Origin of the sequence: Acinetobacter sp. ANC 3832 (assembly GCF_002135415.1) — a bacterium.
GTDB lineage: Bacteria > Pseudomonadota > Gammaproteobacteria > Pseudomonadales > Moraxellaceae > Acinetobacter.
Map to the genome: position 1 here is coordinate 19,138 of NZ_NEGJ01000003.1, position 14,327 is coordinate 33,464.

12 protein-coding genes are annotated in these 14,327 nt (G+C 37.0%); 4 read left to right on the forward strand and 8 right to left on the reverse strand.

Going from position 1 to position 14,327, the window contains the following annotated elements:
- Positions 1–18 precede the first annotated feature (18 nt).
- Entirely contained in the window at positions 19–2,745 is a 2,727-nt protein-coding gene (locus B9T35_RS04560) for an autotransporter assembly complex protein TamA (protein ID WP_086189951.1), read from the reverse strand.
- A 177-nt stretch (positions 2,746–2,922) separates the two neighbouring features.
- Here B9T35_RS04560 and B9T35_RS04565 point away from each other — a divergent pair, with 177 nt between their 5' ends.
- Both B9T35_RS04565 and coq7 read left to right on the forward strand, forming a co-directional pair.
- Positions 2,923–4,242 (forward strand): MFS transporter, encoded by a 1,320-nt coding sequence (locus tag B9T35_RS04565; RefSeq protein WP_086189952.1) that lies wholly within the window; start codon positions 2,923–2,925, stop codon positions 4,240–4,242.
- A gap of 1 nt (position 4,243) precedes the next feature.
- Entirely contained in the window at positions 4,244–4,879 is a 636-nt protein-coding gene (coq7, locus tag B9T35_RS04570; protein ID WP_086189953.1) for a 2-polyprenyl-3-methyl-6-methoxy-1,4-benzoquinone monooxygenase, read from the forward strand.
- 361 nt (positions 4,880–5,240) lie between these two features.
- Here the strand turns inward: coq7 and B9T35_RS04575 are convergent, their stop codons facing one another.
- The 3 genes from B9T35_RS04575 to B9T35_RS04585 form a co-directional block, all read right to left on the reverse strand.
- Positions 5,241–5,732, reverse strand: a complete 492-nt coding sequence (locus B9T35_RS04575) for a flavin reductase (protein ID WP_086189954.1) — start codon at positions 5,730–5,732, stop codon at positions 5,241–5,243.
- A 201-nt stretch (positions 5,733–5,933) separates the two neighbouring features.
- Positions 5,934–6,965 carry a methionine synthase gene (locus B9T35_RS04580; RefSeq protein WP_086189955.1) on the reverse strand — a complete coding sequence of 344 codons (1,032 nt, stop codon included), beginning with the start codon at positions 6,963–6,965 and terminating at the stop codon, positions 5,934–5,936.
- Between the two features lie 30 nt (positions 6,966–6,995).
- Positions 6,996–8,003: a DUF1852 domain-containing protein gene (locus B9T35_RS04585; protein WP_086189956.1), complete on the reverse strand. Its 1,008-nt coding sequence runs from the start codon at positions 8,001–8,003 to the stop codon at positions 6,996–6,998.
- A gap of 946 nt (positions 8,004–8,949) precedes the next feature.
- Here B9T35_RS04585 and B9T35_RS04590 point away from each other — a divergent pair.
- Positions 8,950–10,413 carry an aldehyde dehydrogenase family protein gene (locus B9T35_RS04590; protein ID WP_086189957.1) on the forward strand — a complete coding sequence of 488 codons (1,464 nt, stop codon included), beginning with the start codon at positions 8,950–8,952 and terminating at the stop codon, positions 10,411–10,413.
- 72 nt (positions 10,414–10,485) lie between these two features.
- Here the strand turns inward: B9T35_RS04590 and B9T35_RS18535 are convergent, their stop codons facing one another.
- The 4 genes from B9T35_RS18535 to B9T35_RS04605 all read right to left on the reverse strand — a co-directional run bounded on the left by B9T35_RS18535 (position 10,486) and on the right by B9T35_RS04605 (position 13,927).
- Positions 10,486–10,752, reverse strand: a complete 267-nt coding sequence (locus B9T35_RS18535; RefSeq protein ID WP_213033349.1) for a hypothetical protein — start codon at positions 10,750–10,752, stop codon at positions 10,486–10,488.
- Positions 10,749–11,150: an NAD-dependent epimerase/dehydratase family protein gene (locus B9T35_RS18540; protein WP_213033350.1), complete on the reverse strand. Its 402-nt coding sequence runs from the start codon at positions 11,148–11,150 to the stop codon at positions 10,749–10,751. The genes B9T35_RS18535 and B9T35_RS18540 overlap by 4 nt, the downstream gene beginning before the upstream one ends.
- Entirely contained in the window at positions 11,150–12,151 is a 1,002-nt protein-coding gene (locus B9T35_RS04600; RefSeq protein WP_086189958.1) for a helix-turn-helix domain-containing protein, read from the reverse strand. Before B9T35_RS04600 ends, B9T35_RS18540 begins: the two co-directional genes overlap by 1 nt.
- Before the next feature lie 228 nt (positions 12,152–12,379).
- Entirely contained in the window at positions 12,380–13,927 is a 1,548-nt protein-coding gene (locus B9T35_RS04605) for an FAD-dependent monooxygenase (RefSeq protein ID WP_086189959.1), read from the reverse strand.
- An 81-nt stretch (positions 13,928–14,008) separates the two neighbouring features.
- Between B9T35_RS04605 and B9T35_RS18375 the strand changes: the two genes are divergently transcribed.
- Positions 14,009–14,152, forward strand: a complete 144-nt coding sequence (locus tag B9T35_RS18375) for a hypothetical protein (RefSeq protein ID WP_171264216.1) — start codon at positions 14,009–14,011, stop codon at positions 14,150–14,152.
- Positions 14,153–14,327: the final 175 nt, after the last annotated feature.

Sequence of the window (14,327 nt, forward strand, 5' to 3'; positions counted from 1 at the left end):
CTTTATACAAGAAGTCGATTAAAGTTGTGAGCCAATAAAGAAATGTAAACGTATTGGATGATCAGGATCAGAAATACCTGAAGCGACATCTAAACGAATTGGTCCAATCGGAGATTTCCAACGAATACCAAAACCGATGTTATACGCAGTTTCATTGCTAAATGTTTTATCATAAGCATTACCAAAATCACTAAATACTGCCGCACGCCACCCATCTTTAAATTGGTAATTATATTCAACCGTTCCAACAGCGAGTGCTTGTCCCCCAACTTTATAACCATACTCTACAGGCGATAAACTTTTATAATCAAAACCACGTAAGCTTTGATCTCCACCGGCAAAAAATCGTAAGTTATAAGGCACTTTCTCAAAGTCATTGGTAAAAATATATGCTAAATTTGCGCCTGCTAAAAATTGATGATCATCATTCTCACCCAAAGAATACAAGCCTTTCCAATTGGCACTGGCAATCGCCATATCCGCATCAGAAAGCACAGCTTTACTGCCCACCTCAATTTTATAAGATTGCTTAAACCCTTGAGTTGGATTGAGCCTTTGATTACTTGTTATTTTAGAAACTTCATAACCTAACAATAAAGACTGTTGCTCAGGTTTTGCACCCGGAATTAAAAAAGCATCAGGAATATCACTGGTATCAACAATACTACTCTGATTCACACGATCCAAACGATAGCGCGCCCCAAAAATATGCTGCCAATCTTTACGTGAGCCTTTAATAATACGGTCTACACCGATCACGGCAGATTCAATCACCAAGCTTAAATCATTACCAATCTCATTGCGTTCCTCACGCTCATAACCACCGACTAGACTGACGTAATCATTCAATGGATGATTATAGGGAATATTGTAACGACCATCAAAAGATTGGCGAATTTGTGAAAGTTCCATATTGGCATCAAATGAATGCCCTAAATGGTTCACAATGGCACGGCGATATTGCCCACGTAAACGCACACCTGTATCCGTTCCATAACCGATACCCGCCTCAAGACTATTTAGTTTATCTGCATTCAGCGTCACAATAACAGGAATTTTTTTATCAATTCTGGCTTGTTCTTGTAATTTTTCATCCTCAGAATCTTTATCTTGTTGCTGGGTTTGAAGTTGGCGTAAATTCGGATTTGCTTCATCTGTTTTAGTCCCTGCAAATTGATTTTCATCAACGACATTTTGCGTGACTTCTTTCGATGATTTCACTGGATCTTCAGGCTTATTTTGTGCAACCAGAGCAGATTCAGAAACTTGCTGTTGATCCAATAATACTTGTACATCAGGTGGTAATTCTAATGGTTTTTGAATGGGATCAGGTTTTACCGCATCAACCAACGTATAGTTAAAATAACGCGAGTTGGTTAAATTGTTTGCCAAACCATTTACACGCCAAGCCGTGTAATCAGCCCCATCTTTCCAAGAGACCATTGTTTTTAAAATTTTAAGATCAATCGGCAAGGGTTTAGTCGGATCACTCATTCTAAATTCGACATCTGCTAATTTATAACGTTCACCTGTTTCATAGCGTAAATTAATATCTGCTTTATTCTGCGGTTGTGCCACTTTTACATCATGTAAGCGCCAATAACTGTCAAAAAAACCATTATTGATGGCAGCATCACTAATTCGGCTTTTCGTGGTTTCATAATCTGCATGATTTAAAATGTCACCCACATCCTGATCAGGTAAAACACGAATTACTTGGAGTTGTGGTAATTTCGCTCCTGCACCTGAAAACTCAATATTTTGTTCGGCAATAATCACAGGATCATTCGGAGTCACGGTAACTTTGACTTTATTATCGCTTACTTTTTGAAATTTGAATTGAGCATTATAATAACCTACAGCTTGGGCAGCTTGCGTGGATAAAGTTCTCAATTGCGGTGTTGATGCATTAAAATCTGAAAATGCATCCACAGTAAATGTAGAGAGTTTAGCTTTAATATTATTGGCTAATATAGTCGGTGCACCCACCACCTCGGCACTGATTCGAGCGATTTTAACAACATCTGCTTTTGGCGGTCGAACTTTGTAAAATAATCTTTTAAAAATATTATGTGACTGTGCTGTTTCCTGTTCATCGCTTGCTGTAAAATCAGTTAAAGTTTTGCCAGATTCATTGGCTTCAACCACAATTTTACTGTCTGCTTTGATCGAACTCATTAATTGATCAACATTCACAGGTGCTTGGCTAATTTCGGTTAATTCTTGTTTGGTAATATCAGCAACTTCAACTTCAGGTGTCTTGGTTACCCCTGCTCTAAAATTTTGTGCTTCTACTTTTGCCTGCTCAGCGACTTGATAAATCTCATTAACCATCGATGAGTCTATAGGTGCTGTTGGTAACTCTTCTAAATCATCAAATTGAATCGGTTTAAAGTCATTTCCGACCCCTTGATTTTTTTCTTGTTGTTGCAACATAGACAAACTATCAACAGAACTTTGTTGATTAATTTGAGCAACTTTATCATCAATCTGTGCGACTTCAGCGTTTGAACTGCCTTGCTCTTGTGCAATAGTTTTTAACTGTTCTACTGAATCTGAGGGTATTTTAGTACTCGATTGCGATGTTGTCGGTACTGTACTCACTTCATCGGCATGGCTTAACGATGTGGCAAAGACACTTAAAAAAACACTCGCGCACAACAATTTATTGATATCATTTGTGTTAAATATGCTGTGCATGCAATGCGCAAGCACTAATTTCTTAAATTTAATTTTTGCTGGCATACCAAGCTCTAAACACAATAATTTATTAAATGGGAAAAATGAAATGAGATAAGTTCACTATGAACTAAAATCATTTGGTTTTTCATAGTTTATGAGATTAAATCATCATACATGATTTTGCGATATAGTTACCAATTCACCACATTTCTTAATAAATCTAAATGAAGTCAATTTGTAATGGATAAAAATGAACATATATTAGGAACACGTCGATTTTTACCGATGTTTCTCACTCAATTTTTTGGTGCGCTTAATGATAATGTCTATAAACAAGCCTTATTATTGGTCATCACCTATGGTTGGATTCAACAACAAGCTGCTCCTGTTAGCACCCTCAATAATCTTGCTGCTTTGTTGTTTATTTTACCCTATTTCATTTTCTCTGCGACAGCAGGACAAATTGCAGATAAGTATGAGCGCTCATTTTTAGTCCGATGTATCAAAGTTTTAGAAATTGTCATCATGCTTATTGCCTCTGCGGGCTTTCTATTAGGCAATTTATGGATTCTACTGTTTGCCCTATTTCTAATGGGTACTCACAGTACCTTTTTTGGACCGATTAAATACGCCATTTTGCCTGAAATTTTAAAACCCAATGAATTAATGTCGGGCAATGCCTTGTTCCAATCTGGAACATCTATGGCTATTTTAATAGGTATGATTTTAGGTGGCGCTGTTATTTCTCTTTCACAAGGAAATTTACTGTGGATTAGCCTTACGGTGACTACAATTGCGATTATTGGTTATATCTGTAGCCGTTTCATTCTGAAACAAAATGAATCAACAACAAATTTAAAAATTGATTGGAATTTTTTCCGTACCAGTATTCAAACTGTAAAATATGCCAAAAGCTTACCGCTTATTTTTCTCGTGCTTTTAGGCAATTCTTGGTATTGGTTTTATGGTGCAACCTACCTTACTCAGATTCCACAACTCACACAGCAAAACTTACATGCTTCTGAAAATGTAGTTAGCCTCCTTCTCACTTTCTTTTCAGTCGGTATTGGTGTTGGATCTTTATTGTGTCGTAAAATTGGTGGTGCTGAAGTTAATATTAAAATGGTTCCTGTTGGTGCGATTGGCTTAACAGGATTCGCTTTATATTTGGCAGCGAGCTTGGCTTTTATTCCTGAACGTGCAGGTGCTTTAATTGGCGTTCAAGATATGTTTACACTGGGTACTGCTTATTATCATGTCATGCTTGCAGTTACCTTACTTGGAATCAGTGGTGGTTTTTATATCGTACCACTTTATGCCATGATGCAAGCTTATGCACCAAAATCACATCGTGCGCGTGTTGTTGCAGCAAATAATATTTTTAATGCTATTTTTATGGTGGCATCTGCCATTTTCTCGATTATTATCTTAAGTATATTAAAGATAGATATTAAGATTCTATTTTGTATCACTGCTGTACTCAGTGCAATTTTTAGCACATGGCTACTCCTTCGTCTTAAACCGTTGGCAGCCTCTACCCAAGTTTCTTTGGAGGATTAAAATGCGTCAATACACTGGCATCGATAAATTGATTAACTCTTTTGACCAAGCTTTAAGAAGTTTGGTTCCGGGTACGACATCGGCTCAAAGAGAGAATCCTTCAAATACAGTTGAAACCCAACTTGCTGTGAGTGAAGCACGCCATGTTGCAGGTTTAATGCGAGTCAACCATAGTGGTGAAGTCTGTGCACAAGCCTTGTATCATGGACAGGCTTTAACAGCTAAACTCCCGAATGTTCGTCGTGAAATGGAGTTTGCAGCCATTGAAGAACAAGACCATTTGGCGTGGTGTGAAGACCGTTTAAAAGAATTGGATAGTCATACTAGTTTACTAAATCCAGTTTGGTATGGTTTGTCTTTTGGGATGGGTGCGCTAGCAGGTATTGCGGGAGATAAATACAGTCTTGGTTTTGTTGCTGAAACTGAACGCCAAGTAAGCATGCATTTACAGCATCATATTACTCAACTCCCTGCTCAAGATGATCGTTCACGTAAAATTTTAGTACAGATGAATGAAGATGAATTGCATCATCGTGATACAGCATTAAATGCTGGCGGTGTAGATTTACCTATTCCAGTAAAAATCACCATGACAGCCATTTCTAAATTGATGACCAAAACCAGTTATTTTATTTAAAATTTAGATTGCGAAAATATTTATATAAAAGCTACATAAAAAAAGCCCAACATCCTGTTGGGCTTTTCCGTATTTGGTGCTTAGGCATGACTCCTGTCTTACCTCACCATCCTTATGCTTAACTTTATTTTTATTGTCTGGAGCATCCTACTCTCTATGTGTTCATAATAAGAAATTACATAAGCATCATATATTGGCAAAACATCTAAATCGTTGTACGCCTAAGCGTATATGAAACAATTTTTACTCTGATAATTGCGTATAGTTTCAAGTCATAGATTTATGTTCAACAATTAATCACTTAAATTATTAATTTAATTAAATATAGCACTATATTTTCCATAAAAGAATAAAAGTTGCTTTAAGCAATTTCTACTTGCCCGATATGATGATAAGCGCGATTAAAATACACTAAACTTTGATCCTGTTCACTTTTCTGAATTGCAACAACACGACACATGAAAATACTATGCGTTCCAACTTCTTGAATTTCTTCAATTTCACAATCAAAACTTACCAAAGCATCATCTAAAACAGGTGCACCTGTTTCTAACTCTGACCAATCCCCATATTCAAAACGTTCTTCCGAACTCATTTTAGAAGCGAATACGTTAGAAATATGCTGATGATCTGCACCCAAAACATTCACCGTTAAAATTTTATTTTCGATAAAATGCTCATGTGATCTAGATGCTTTATTCATGCAGACCAACAGTGTCGGAGGAGTATCCGTAACACTACACACGGCAGATGCTGTGAATCCATAACGACCAGACAGCCCTGCTGTGGTAACAACATTAACCGCACTTGTTAACAAAGACATTGCATTTTTAAAGTCTGTAGCTTGAATCATCACTTTGTTCCTAAATTGAACTGGATCTTTTTTCTTGATACTTACTACACCACGCAATTTCATCACGTAGATATAGCATCAGAATGAGTTTTGTATAGAACGTATACTTTTGCTATATTGAGCAGAGGGTCATGGCTTTAATTATACGCTTAAATAGAATAAAACTAAAAATTAACCCTCTACATATCGCTTAATTCGCTATTAGCCGTTTGAAAGTTCTTTTCGAATGATCTCTGCGCCTGCACTTAAAGCATTCAGCTTACCGCGTGCCACCTGACGAGATAATGGTGCCATACCACAGTTGGTCGATGGATAGAGCTTATCTGCATCTACAAACTGAAGTGCTTTACGTAAAGTATCTGCGACTTCTTCAGGTGTTTCAACCGTATTGGTTGCTACATCAATTGCACCAACCATCACTTTTTTACCACGAATCAGTTCAATTAAATCCATCGGTACACGCGAGTTTTGGCATTCAAGTGAAATGATGTCGATTTTAGATTGTTGTAACTTAGGAAAAGCTTCTTCATATTGACGCCATTCAGAACCGAGTGTCTTTTTCCAATCAGTATTGGCTTTAATGCCATAACCATAGCAAATATGAACAGCCGTTTCACACTTCAGACCTTCAAGTGCTCGCTCTAAGGTCGCAACACCCCAGTCATTCACTTCATCAAAAAATACATTAAATGCTGGCTCATCAAATTGAATAATATCAACACCAGCAGCTTCTAACTCTCTCGCTTCTTGATTGAGAATTTTAGCGAATTCCCAAGCCAGTTTTTCACGACTTTTATAATGACCATCATACAGTGTGTCGATCATGGTCATTGGACCAGGAAGTGCCCATTTAATCGGTTGGTTTGTTTGCGCACGTAAAAATTTAGCATCTTCGACAAACACTGGCTTTTGACGAGAAACAGCACCAACAACCGATGGCACACTTGCATCGTAGCGATTACGAATACGTACCGTTTCACGTTTTTCAAAATCAACACCATCAAGGTGTTCAATAAAGGTCGTCACAAAATGTTGGCGGGTTTGCTCGCCATCACTAACAATATCAATTCCTGCATGTACTTGTTCTTGCAATGATAAGCGTAAAGCATCTTGCTTCGCTTCAATGAGTGCATCACCTTCTAGTTTCCAAGGTGACCATAACTTTTCAGGTTCTGCCAACCAAGACGGTTTAGGTAAGCTGCCAGCTGTTGATGTTGGTAATAAAATGGCCATTTTTAATCTTCTATCTCTAATTTAAGTGAATTACGCAGCGTTCGTTTTAAGGTTATTACGCTCTACAGCATAGTTGGCAGCCCATTGCTCAAGAATATTTTGATAAGGTTTAATGAAGTTTTCCTCAGTCCATTGACCTTGTTTTACCGCCAACTGATTACGTTCAACACGGTCATATACAATCTGGGTCAATGAATAATCTGGATACTCTAAGCTTGCTTGATATACTTGACCTGCAGCAGAATTGGCATTGTAAATTTCAGGACGATAGATCTTTTGAAAAGTCTCCATCGTACTAATCGCACTGATCAACTCAAGATCAGTATAATCACGCAATAAATCACCACTAAAGTAAAATGCTAATGGCGCAGCACTATTTTCAGGTTTGAAATAGCGGACGGTTAAGCCCATTTTGTGGAAATAATCATCTGTAAGTGAATATTCATCTTGCTTGTACTCAATACCTAATACAGCATGTTGATTGGCTGTTTGATAATAAGTTTTCGTGGTTGAAACACTCAGGCAAATCACAGGCAGTTTTTTAAACTCTGCTTTAAATACCTCTGAATTCACCAAATATTGATAAAGCTTGCCATGCAAATCGCCAAAATTTTCTGGTGCATTCGATTTAGGCTGATTCTGAAAATATGCGGGTAAAACTACGCTAAAGTCATAGTCACGGACATAAGAAGAAAAACTGTTGCCAATCATACCATCGATACGCTGATTTGTTTGATGATCAATAATGGTCGTTTTCAATGTTTCGATAGCTGGGAATGTTTGACCATTGCCTTCAACATCTAAATCTACTGAAATGATGTCAATTTCAACTGAATAGCGATCGCTTTTAGGATTATCCCAATGTGCCAATGCGTTAAAACGATTATTGATCATACGTAATGTGTTACGTAGATTCTGTTCGCGACTTTCACCACGAGCCAAGTTGGCAAAGTTAGTGGTTAAACGTGTGCTATCTGCAGGTAGATAGTTTTCATCGAAACGAATGTGTTTAATTGAACATGCAAATTCTTTACTCATGGTAATCCGCTCCCCTAATTTTTTAGATAAAACCAAAATTTCTGTATGGAGTAATTTATACCTGAATCACAACATGAATAAAAATGATTTAATCTAAGTCAAAGATGAGTAAAATTCATGTTTAAGTTTTCTGTCGTATCAATAATGAATTGCATGATGATATTTTATAAGAGCTTAAAATGAATTTGCAAACTTATCAAAGCTTTCATGCACCAGACTGAATAAATCATTAACATTTATAAAATCAACTCAATACAGCTCATGCAAAGCCTATAAAACTTAGATTTCGAGATGGTTTTTATAAAAATGTTACATAAAAAAAGCCCAACATCCTGTTGGGCTTTTCCATATTCATTACCTGATTCACTGGTCGCACCTTTGCATTTTCCGTTGCTTAAACTGATTATTGTTGTTTTATGTTCTGGAGCATCCTGCTCTCTATGTGGCCATGATAAGCAATATATGGGTAAACATCTAGGCGCAAACAGCGTGAATTGATGTACGTCTTAACGTACAAAACTGAATAAAAAACTATCCCCTTTTTATCCGCAGAAATTGTGGATTATTTCAGCAGTGCGACAGTTAAAAATATAGGGGAAAGTTAAAAATAGATTAATAATTAGTCTATTTTTGTGGAAAAATTTATCAAATGCGTTTAAAAAAAGCCGAGATGTTTCCAACTCGACTTTTCAGGTTTTGCGCTCGATTTTTTTACTAAATAAGTGTCTAAATATTAAAACAATTTTACTTTCGATTTCACATAAGAAATTTTATGTTAAATAATTGCGCAAAAGCCCCATGAACAAGGCCTTTCGCATAACAGTTATTATATTGGATAGCGGTAATAATGGCGTATATTGTAATAACATTGGCGTGTTCTAACTTTTTAATTAGTTGCTTATCGGTTTGAATAGAAATATCTTCTCTCAACACGGAAAATAGAATAATGAATACTCAAATTTCACAACTCAAAAAGAATTTTAATGCACTTTATATTGCAGGCGAATGGGTTAAGCCTATCTTTGAAGAAAAACGAACACTAATATCTTCACACGATCAATCAGTTTTCGGTTCTATCGTCCTTGCACATGACGCAGATATTGATAGTGCAGTACAAAAAGCTGTACAACATTTTAAGTCAGGGACTTGGGCAAACAAACCGATTGAACAACGTTTAGCAGTTTTTGAAAAACTTAATAGAATTGCGCCTGCTTATGATCGTGCATATGCTGAATTAATTACTTTACAAAATGGTGCACCTATTTCTTTTAATTTGCCCTTACAGCAATCGCAAGCGTACTTGATTGATGAGTTTATTCGCGCAGCTAAACTACACCCGTGGGAAAAAATAACCAAGATAGATGAACAACATGGTTCAATTGTACGTAGTGCGCCTGTTGGGGTGGTCGCAGCCGTTACACCATGGAACGCACCGCTACAATCGGCAATGACAAAAATAATTCCCGCACTCATTGCAGGCTGTACTGTAATTCTGAAACCTACACCTGAAACAGCCCTTGATGCTTTGAATATTGTGACTTTATTTGAAGAAGCAGGTTTAGATAAAGGTGCACTTTCTATTCTACCTGCGGATCGTGAAGCAAGTGAATATTTAATTAGTCACTCAGGTATCGATAAAATTGCATTTACAGGTTCTACAAGTGCAGGTCGAATTATTGCCTCAATTGCAGGTAAACAAATGAAACGTGGTAGCTTTGAACTTGGCGGAAAATCAGCAGGGATTATTTTAGATGATATTTCTGCACAAGAAGTTGCTCAACATACGCTTATTCGTTCATTCCTTAACAATGGGCAAGCCTGTATTGGCTTAACACGTTTATTCGTGCCGAGTGCGAAATACGATGAAATAACTCAAACACTCGCAGTGACTTTAAATAGCTTAAAAATAGGCAATCCAATAGAAGAAGATACATTTTTAGGACCACTATTTAACAAAAGCCAATATGACAAAGTCCGTGGTTATATTCAACTTGGTGTAGATGAAGGTGCAACTGTGGCATGTGGCGGTTTAGATAAACCTGAGGGTGTACAGTATGAAAAAGGTTGGTACATCAAACCAACACTATTGACGCATGTGAATAACAACATGCGAGTGGCACGTGAAGAAATCTTTGGTCCTGTGGTGGTTGCTATTGCATACGATACGCTTGAAGAAGCGATTGAAATGGCCAATGATAGTGAATATGGATTAAGTGGGGGGGTATTTACCAATGATACGAATAAAGCGATTGAAATTGCCCGCCAAATTCGTACTGGTGGTGTTTATATAAATAGCCAAATGCCTTCATTTGATACACCTTTCGGTGGCTTCAAACAAAGTGGTATGGGACGTGAGTTTGGTCAATGGGGTTTGAATAGCTTTATTGAATTACAAACGATTGCTTTTTAAGTATTAAAAAAATGTTCAGGTAATCAGTATAAGATTAAATCTTATACTGATTTTTTTATATTTAAAAATATTTTAAAGATTGATTTTTGTGAGTTTAATAATGTCTTTTACTTCCAATATTTCCGTGTGATAACCAAAACGAACCGCATTCAACATGGCATCAGCAATACTCTGGGTTGTTAGCAGAGCATTGGGTGCGACACGTTGTATGATTGGAAAAAATGGCTTGAGCAGTTTATAAAAAATACGATAGCTCGTGGTCTGTGATTCAATGCCATCCAAGGGCTGAATCATTGCGGGGCGAAATAAATATACAGCCTTGAAATTCATAGACTTCAATGTGTTTTCCCTTTTACTCTTGCCCACATTATTTTACCTTGTTCTGTGCTATCAGTACCTGCACCTGAAATATACACAAAGGTCATATCAGGGTTATTGGCTTGTAAAGCCTTTGCAATATTGATAGTTAAGTCATAATTAATGGCACTATATTGGGCTTCAGTCATGCCTGAAGCTGAAACGCCTAAACAATAAAAACACGCATCAAAATTTTTAATCATGTCTAAATCATGCGTTTGATTTAAGTCAGATATCACAATTTCAGATAATTTTTCATGTTGGATATTTAAACTTCTTCGTACAACAATAATAACTTTTTCAACATCTGAAGCTGATAAGCTTTGATTGAGTGTACCTCGCCCAACCATACCACTTGCACCATAGATCACTATTCTCATCATTTAATTCCTGACTTTTTTTTTGGATTTTCACGCCATTTACTGGGTGTCGTATTTTCCCAATCTTGAAATGCACGAAAAAATGAGGCCTGTTCTTCATAACCCAGTAGGTAGGAAATTTCTGCAAGATCCAATCGGCTATCTTGCAAGTACTCACATGCAAGTTCATGCCGTGTTTTTGATAACAAAGATTGAAAGCTTTCACCTTCATTTTTTAAATGGCGCTGTAGTGAACGTTCACTCGTTGCTAATTCATGTGCAATAAATCGCAACTCCGGACGACCAGCGGTTAATGCTTTACGTAATAACCATTTCACCTGTTCAGAAACAGTTATTTTAGTGTTTAAATCATTTAATTTTGCATGTAAGGCTTGATCTAAAATTTTCAGTAAGTCTTGGTTATAGCGTTGAAATACACGTGATAAATCACTCTGATGAAAACTAATTTTATTTTTTTCAGCATTATATTCAACAGAATAGTTCTTTAAAAAAGGACTTATAGCCCTTTCAGGGCGCGTCAAAAATATTTTTGCAGGTTGAACAACTTGACCAGTACCTAAGTATGCTAAAGAAGCCATCGACAGTACAGTGGCATCGATTAATGCATTAGGTATAGATATCGTTTCGAGTGGCCATGTAATAGTGATTGTAAATAATTGATCTGTTTCATCAATTAACAGTCTTTCAGGGGTACATAAACTTTTGAAGCGTACAACACGATATAAAGCATCACGTAAATCTTTCGCATGATATGCAACTAAAAATGAAGGTGGCATCTGATTTATATCGAGAGAGGATATAAGTTTAAATCCAATATTTACACCTTCAAGTTGTTCTAAAGCATGCCATAAGTTAAAAAAAACGATGGTTTTTATTTTTGTCTCTTCAAGCCCGACTGCTAATGGTAACTTTGCTTGCTTAATTAAAGTAGCCCGACTGATACCTAATTTATCAATAGCAAGCCAGAAGGCATTTGGAATTTTAATACTGTCTGAAGTCATAATATATTTAATGTATTAAAATATTTAGAATAAACTTAAAAGACTATTTTTTATATGCTATAAGGCGACACTCGATTGTCTAAATGCGCCATATGTAATTTTATTATATTTCCTAAAATTAACATAATACACGTTATACGAAATCAAAAAAGAAAGAGTTAAGCTCCCTTTTATTACTCTTTCTGATAATTTCTTATAAATACCGTTAGGTTAAGTGGCATGTCTTAGTCATTTATTTAAATGCTTCTTACCAACAAGTCTGCAAATATCATTGAGATCACTTTCACTCATTGCTGAATGGCTTTGCCAAGCGATAATACCATCAGGACGTATTAGAGTTGCCCCTTTAGCTTCAGTGTTGAACAATTCACCAAAAGATAAATCAAAAGGGAAAATAATATCAGAACCAATCTGAATAAACTTCAGTGGCAATTCTTTCACATACTCGTACCAAGCTCCATTTTCTGTTAAGAGAACAAAATCTTGTCCAAACAGATCAAGCAGTGAAATTCTTATATTATCTTTCATGACCCATATATGAGGTGCACGTGTTCCAGGATGTCCATGCCATTCGCTTGGTAAGGCTGCTGCAGGCAATTCAGGTCCAGCGCCAATAATCTGCGACGAACGAACAAGTTGACCAAATTCCATTGCATCGTTACTCAACAAAATATCAGGCTCAAAATCCTCATCAACCCAATGTGCATAATCTGGTCGAGAGAAAGTTTGCTGGTGGCGCAACCACCCAATTGGTTGTCTTTCGGTATTGTAAGTATCAAGTAATGCGGAATCTGCTACTCCACAGATTACACGCTCTAATTTCCACGCTAGATTCCAAACATCATCAATACCTGTGTTAGCACCAAAACCACCGCGAGTTGGCGGTAATTGATGAGCAGAATCACCTGCGAGAAATACTCGTCCCTCACTGTATTTGTCAGCAATACGACCTGCCATTTCCCATTGACCAGTTGTAATAATATTAAAGGACATTTCAGAACCAAGTGCACATTTTACGAGATCTATTAATTCTTCATTAGAACAAACATTATCGTTCTCAAATATTAATACCCAACGGCTATCACCATATGTTGTTAAGAAACCTTGAAAACTCTCCTGTTCAATCTCAAATTGCTGCACACCCTTTTCAAGATAATGATCAGCTTCTGGGCAATAAAAAAGCACACTGTTCAATGTTTTTAGATATCCAACGCCACTCGATGTGATGCTAAGTGCTTCTCGAATGCTACTTGTTGCACCATCAGCAGCAATCATAAAATCAGCAGTAATTTCAAATTCTTCGCCACTTTTTCTGTCACGCAAGCGAGCCGAGATGGGTTGCTCTGTATGATGATCAAAGTTGATTAGTTCACAACCAAACTTATGCTTAGCTCCCATCTCTTGTGCAGCGTTGCGTAAAATCGGCTCAAGTTTATCTTGCGCGATTGCAGCCCCCCTACAAGGTGATAAGTCATCTGAACGGTCGATTGCTTGACCTGGTGTCCAATCTGACTCAGAAATCCACTCTGAAGAAAGATTCTTAACCTTTACTCGACGTAAACGTGCGCCCTTTGGTGCTTGAGGGATACTGTCAGCAATACCCACTGTACGGTAATGTTCGATTGTGGTTTCAGTAAAACCCATTGCACGAGGATGTAAAGCACTACCAAAATGTTTTTCAACAAGAATATGAGGAATTCCTCGCCACGCAAGGAAAAGTGAAGCAGATAATCCAACAAGACTACCGCCGATGATGAGTACAGGAGTATGTTCCATAATTAACCTTTTGCATTCATGATGCCGCGGGCACGGCTATAGGACGCAAAGGTTTCAAAAGGCTTGTCAAATCAAATTCATATGGCTCTTGACGAGGAAACGGCATGCGTCCGCCCTCGTCGTGGTCCATTGCCCTTATGGGCTGGATATAATATAACCAAGCACTTAAAAGTTACTTGGCTGACTGGGGCTCACCACGCCAGTCCACCTTTTTCGACAATCTAAGCATAGAAGAAAAGTAAAATTTCTGCAACTGATCAAGGACTACTTTCAAATCAAAATACAACTATACAGTCTAATATTATTTTTATAATTAACATAAAAAGCTTATGCAAAATTCAATATATGACTTGTTTTAAATCAGTTAATTGAAATCATAAAAAGTCTCAATTGAATAAGT

Excerpts from the sequence above, each read along its gene's own strand:
- B9T35_RS04590 (WP_086189957.1), top strand. The coding sequence starts at position 8,950 with ATGAATACTCAAATTTCACAACTCAAAAAGAATTTTAATGCACTTTAT.
- B9T35_RS18375 (WP_171264216.1), top strand. The coding sequence starts at position 14,009 with ATGGCTCTTGACGAGGAAACGGCATGCGTCCGCCCTCGTCGTGGTCCA.
- coq7 (WP_086189953.1), top strand. The coding sequence starts at position 4,244 with ATGCGTCAATACACTGGCATCGATAAATTGATTAACTCTTTTGACCAA.
- B9T35_RS04575 (WP_086189954.1), bottom strand. The coding sequence starts at position 5,732 with ATGATTCAAGCTACAGACTTTAAAAATGCAATGTCTTTGTTAACAAGT.
- B9T35_RS04605 (WP_086189959.1), bottom strand. The coding sequence starts at position 13,927 with ATGGAACATACTCCTGTACTCATCATCGGCGGTAGTCTTGTTGGATTA.
- B9T35_RS18540 (WP_213033350.1), bottom strand. The coding sequence starts at position 11,150 with ATGAGAATAGTGATCTATGGTGCAAGTGGTATGGTTGGGCGAGGTACA.
- B9T35_RS04580 (WP_086189955.1), bottom strand. The coding sequence starts at position 6,965 with ATGGCCATTTTATTACCAACATCAACAGCTGGCAGCTTACCTAAACCG.
- B9T35_RS04560 (WP_086189951.1), bottom strand. The coding sequence starts at position 2,745 with ATGCCAGCAAAAATTAAATTTAAGAAATTAGTGCTTGCGCATTGCATG.
- B9T35_RS04585 (WP_086189956.1), bottom strand. The coding sequence starts at position 8,003 with ATGAGTAAAGAATTTGCATGTTCAATTAAACACATTCGTTTCGATGAA.
- B9T35_RS04600 (WP_086189958.1), bottom strand. The coding sequence starts at position 12,151 with ATGACTTCAGACAGTATTAAAATTCCAAATGCCTTCTGGCTTGCTATT.
- B9T35_RS04565 (WP_086189952.1), top strand. The coding sequence starts at position 2,923 with ATGGATAAAAATGAACATATATTAGGAACACGTCGATTTTTACCGATG.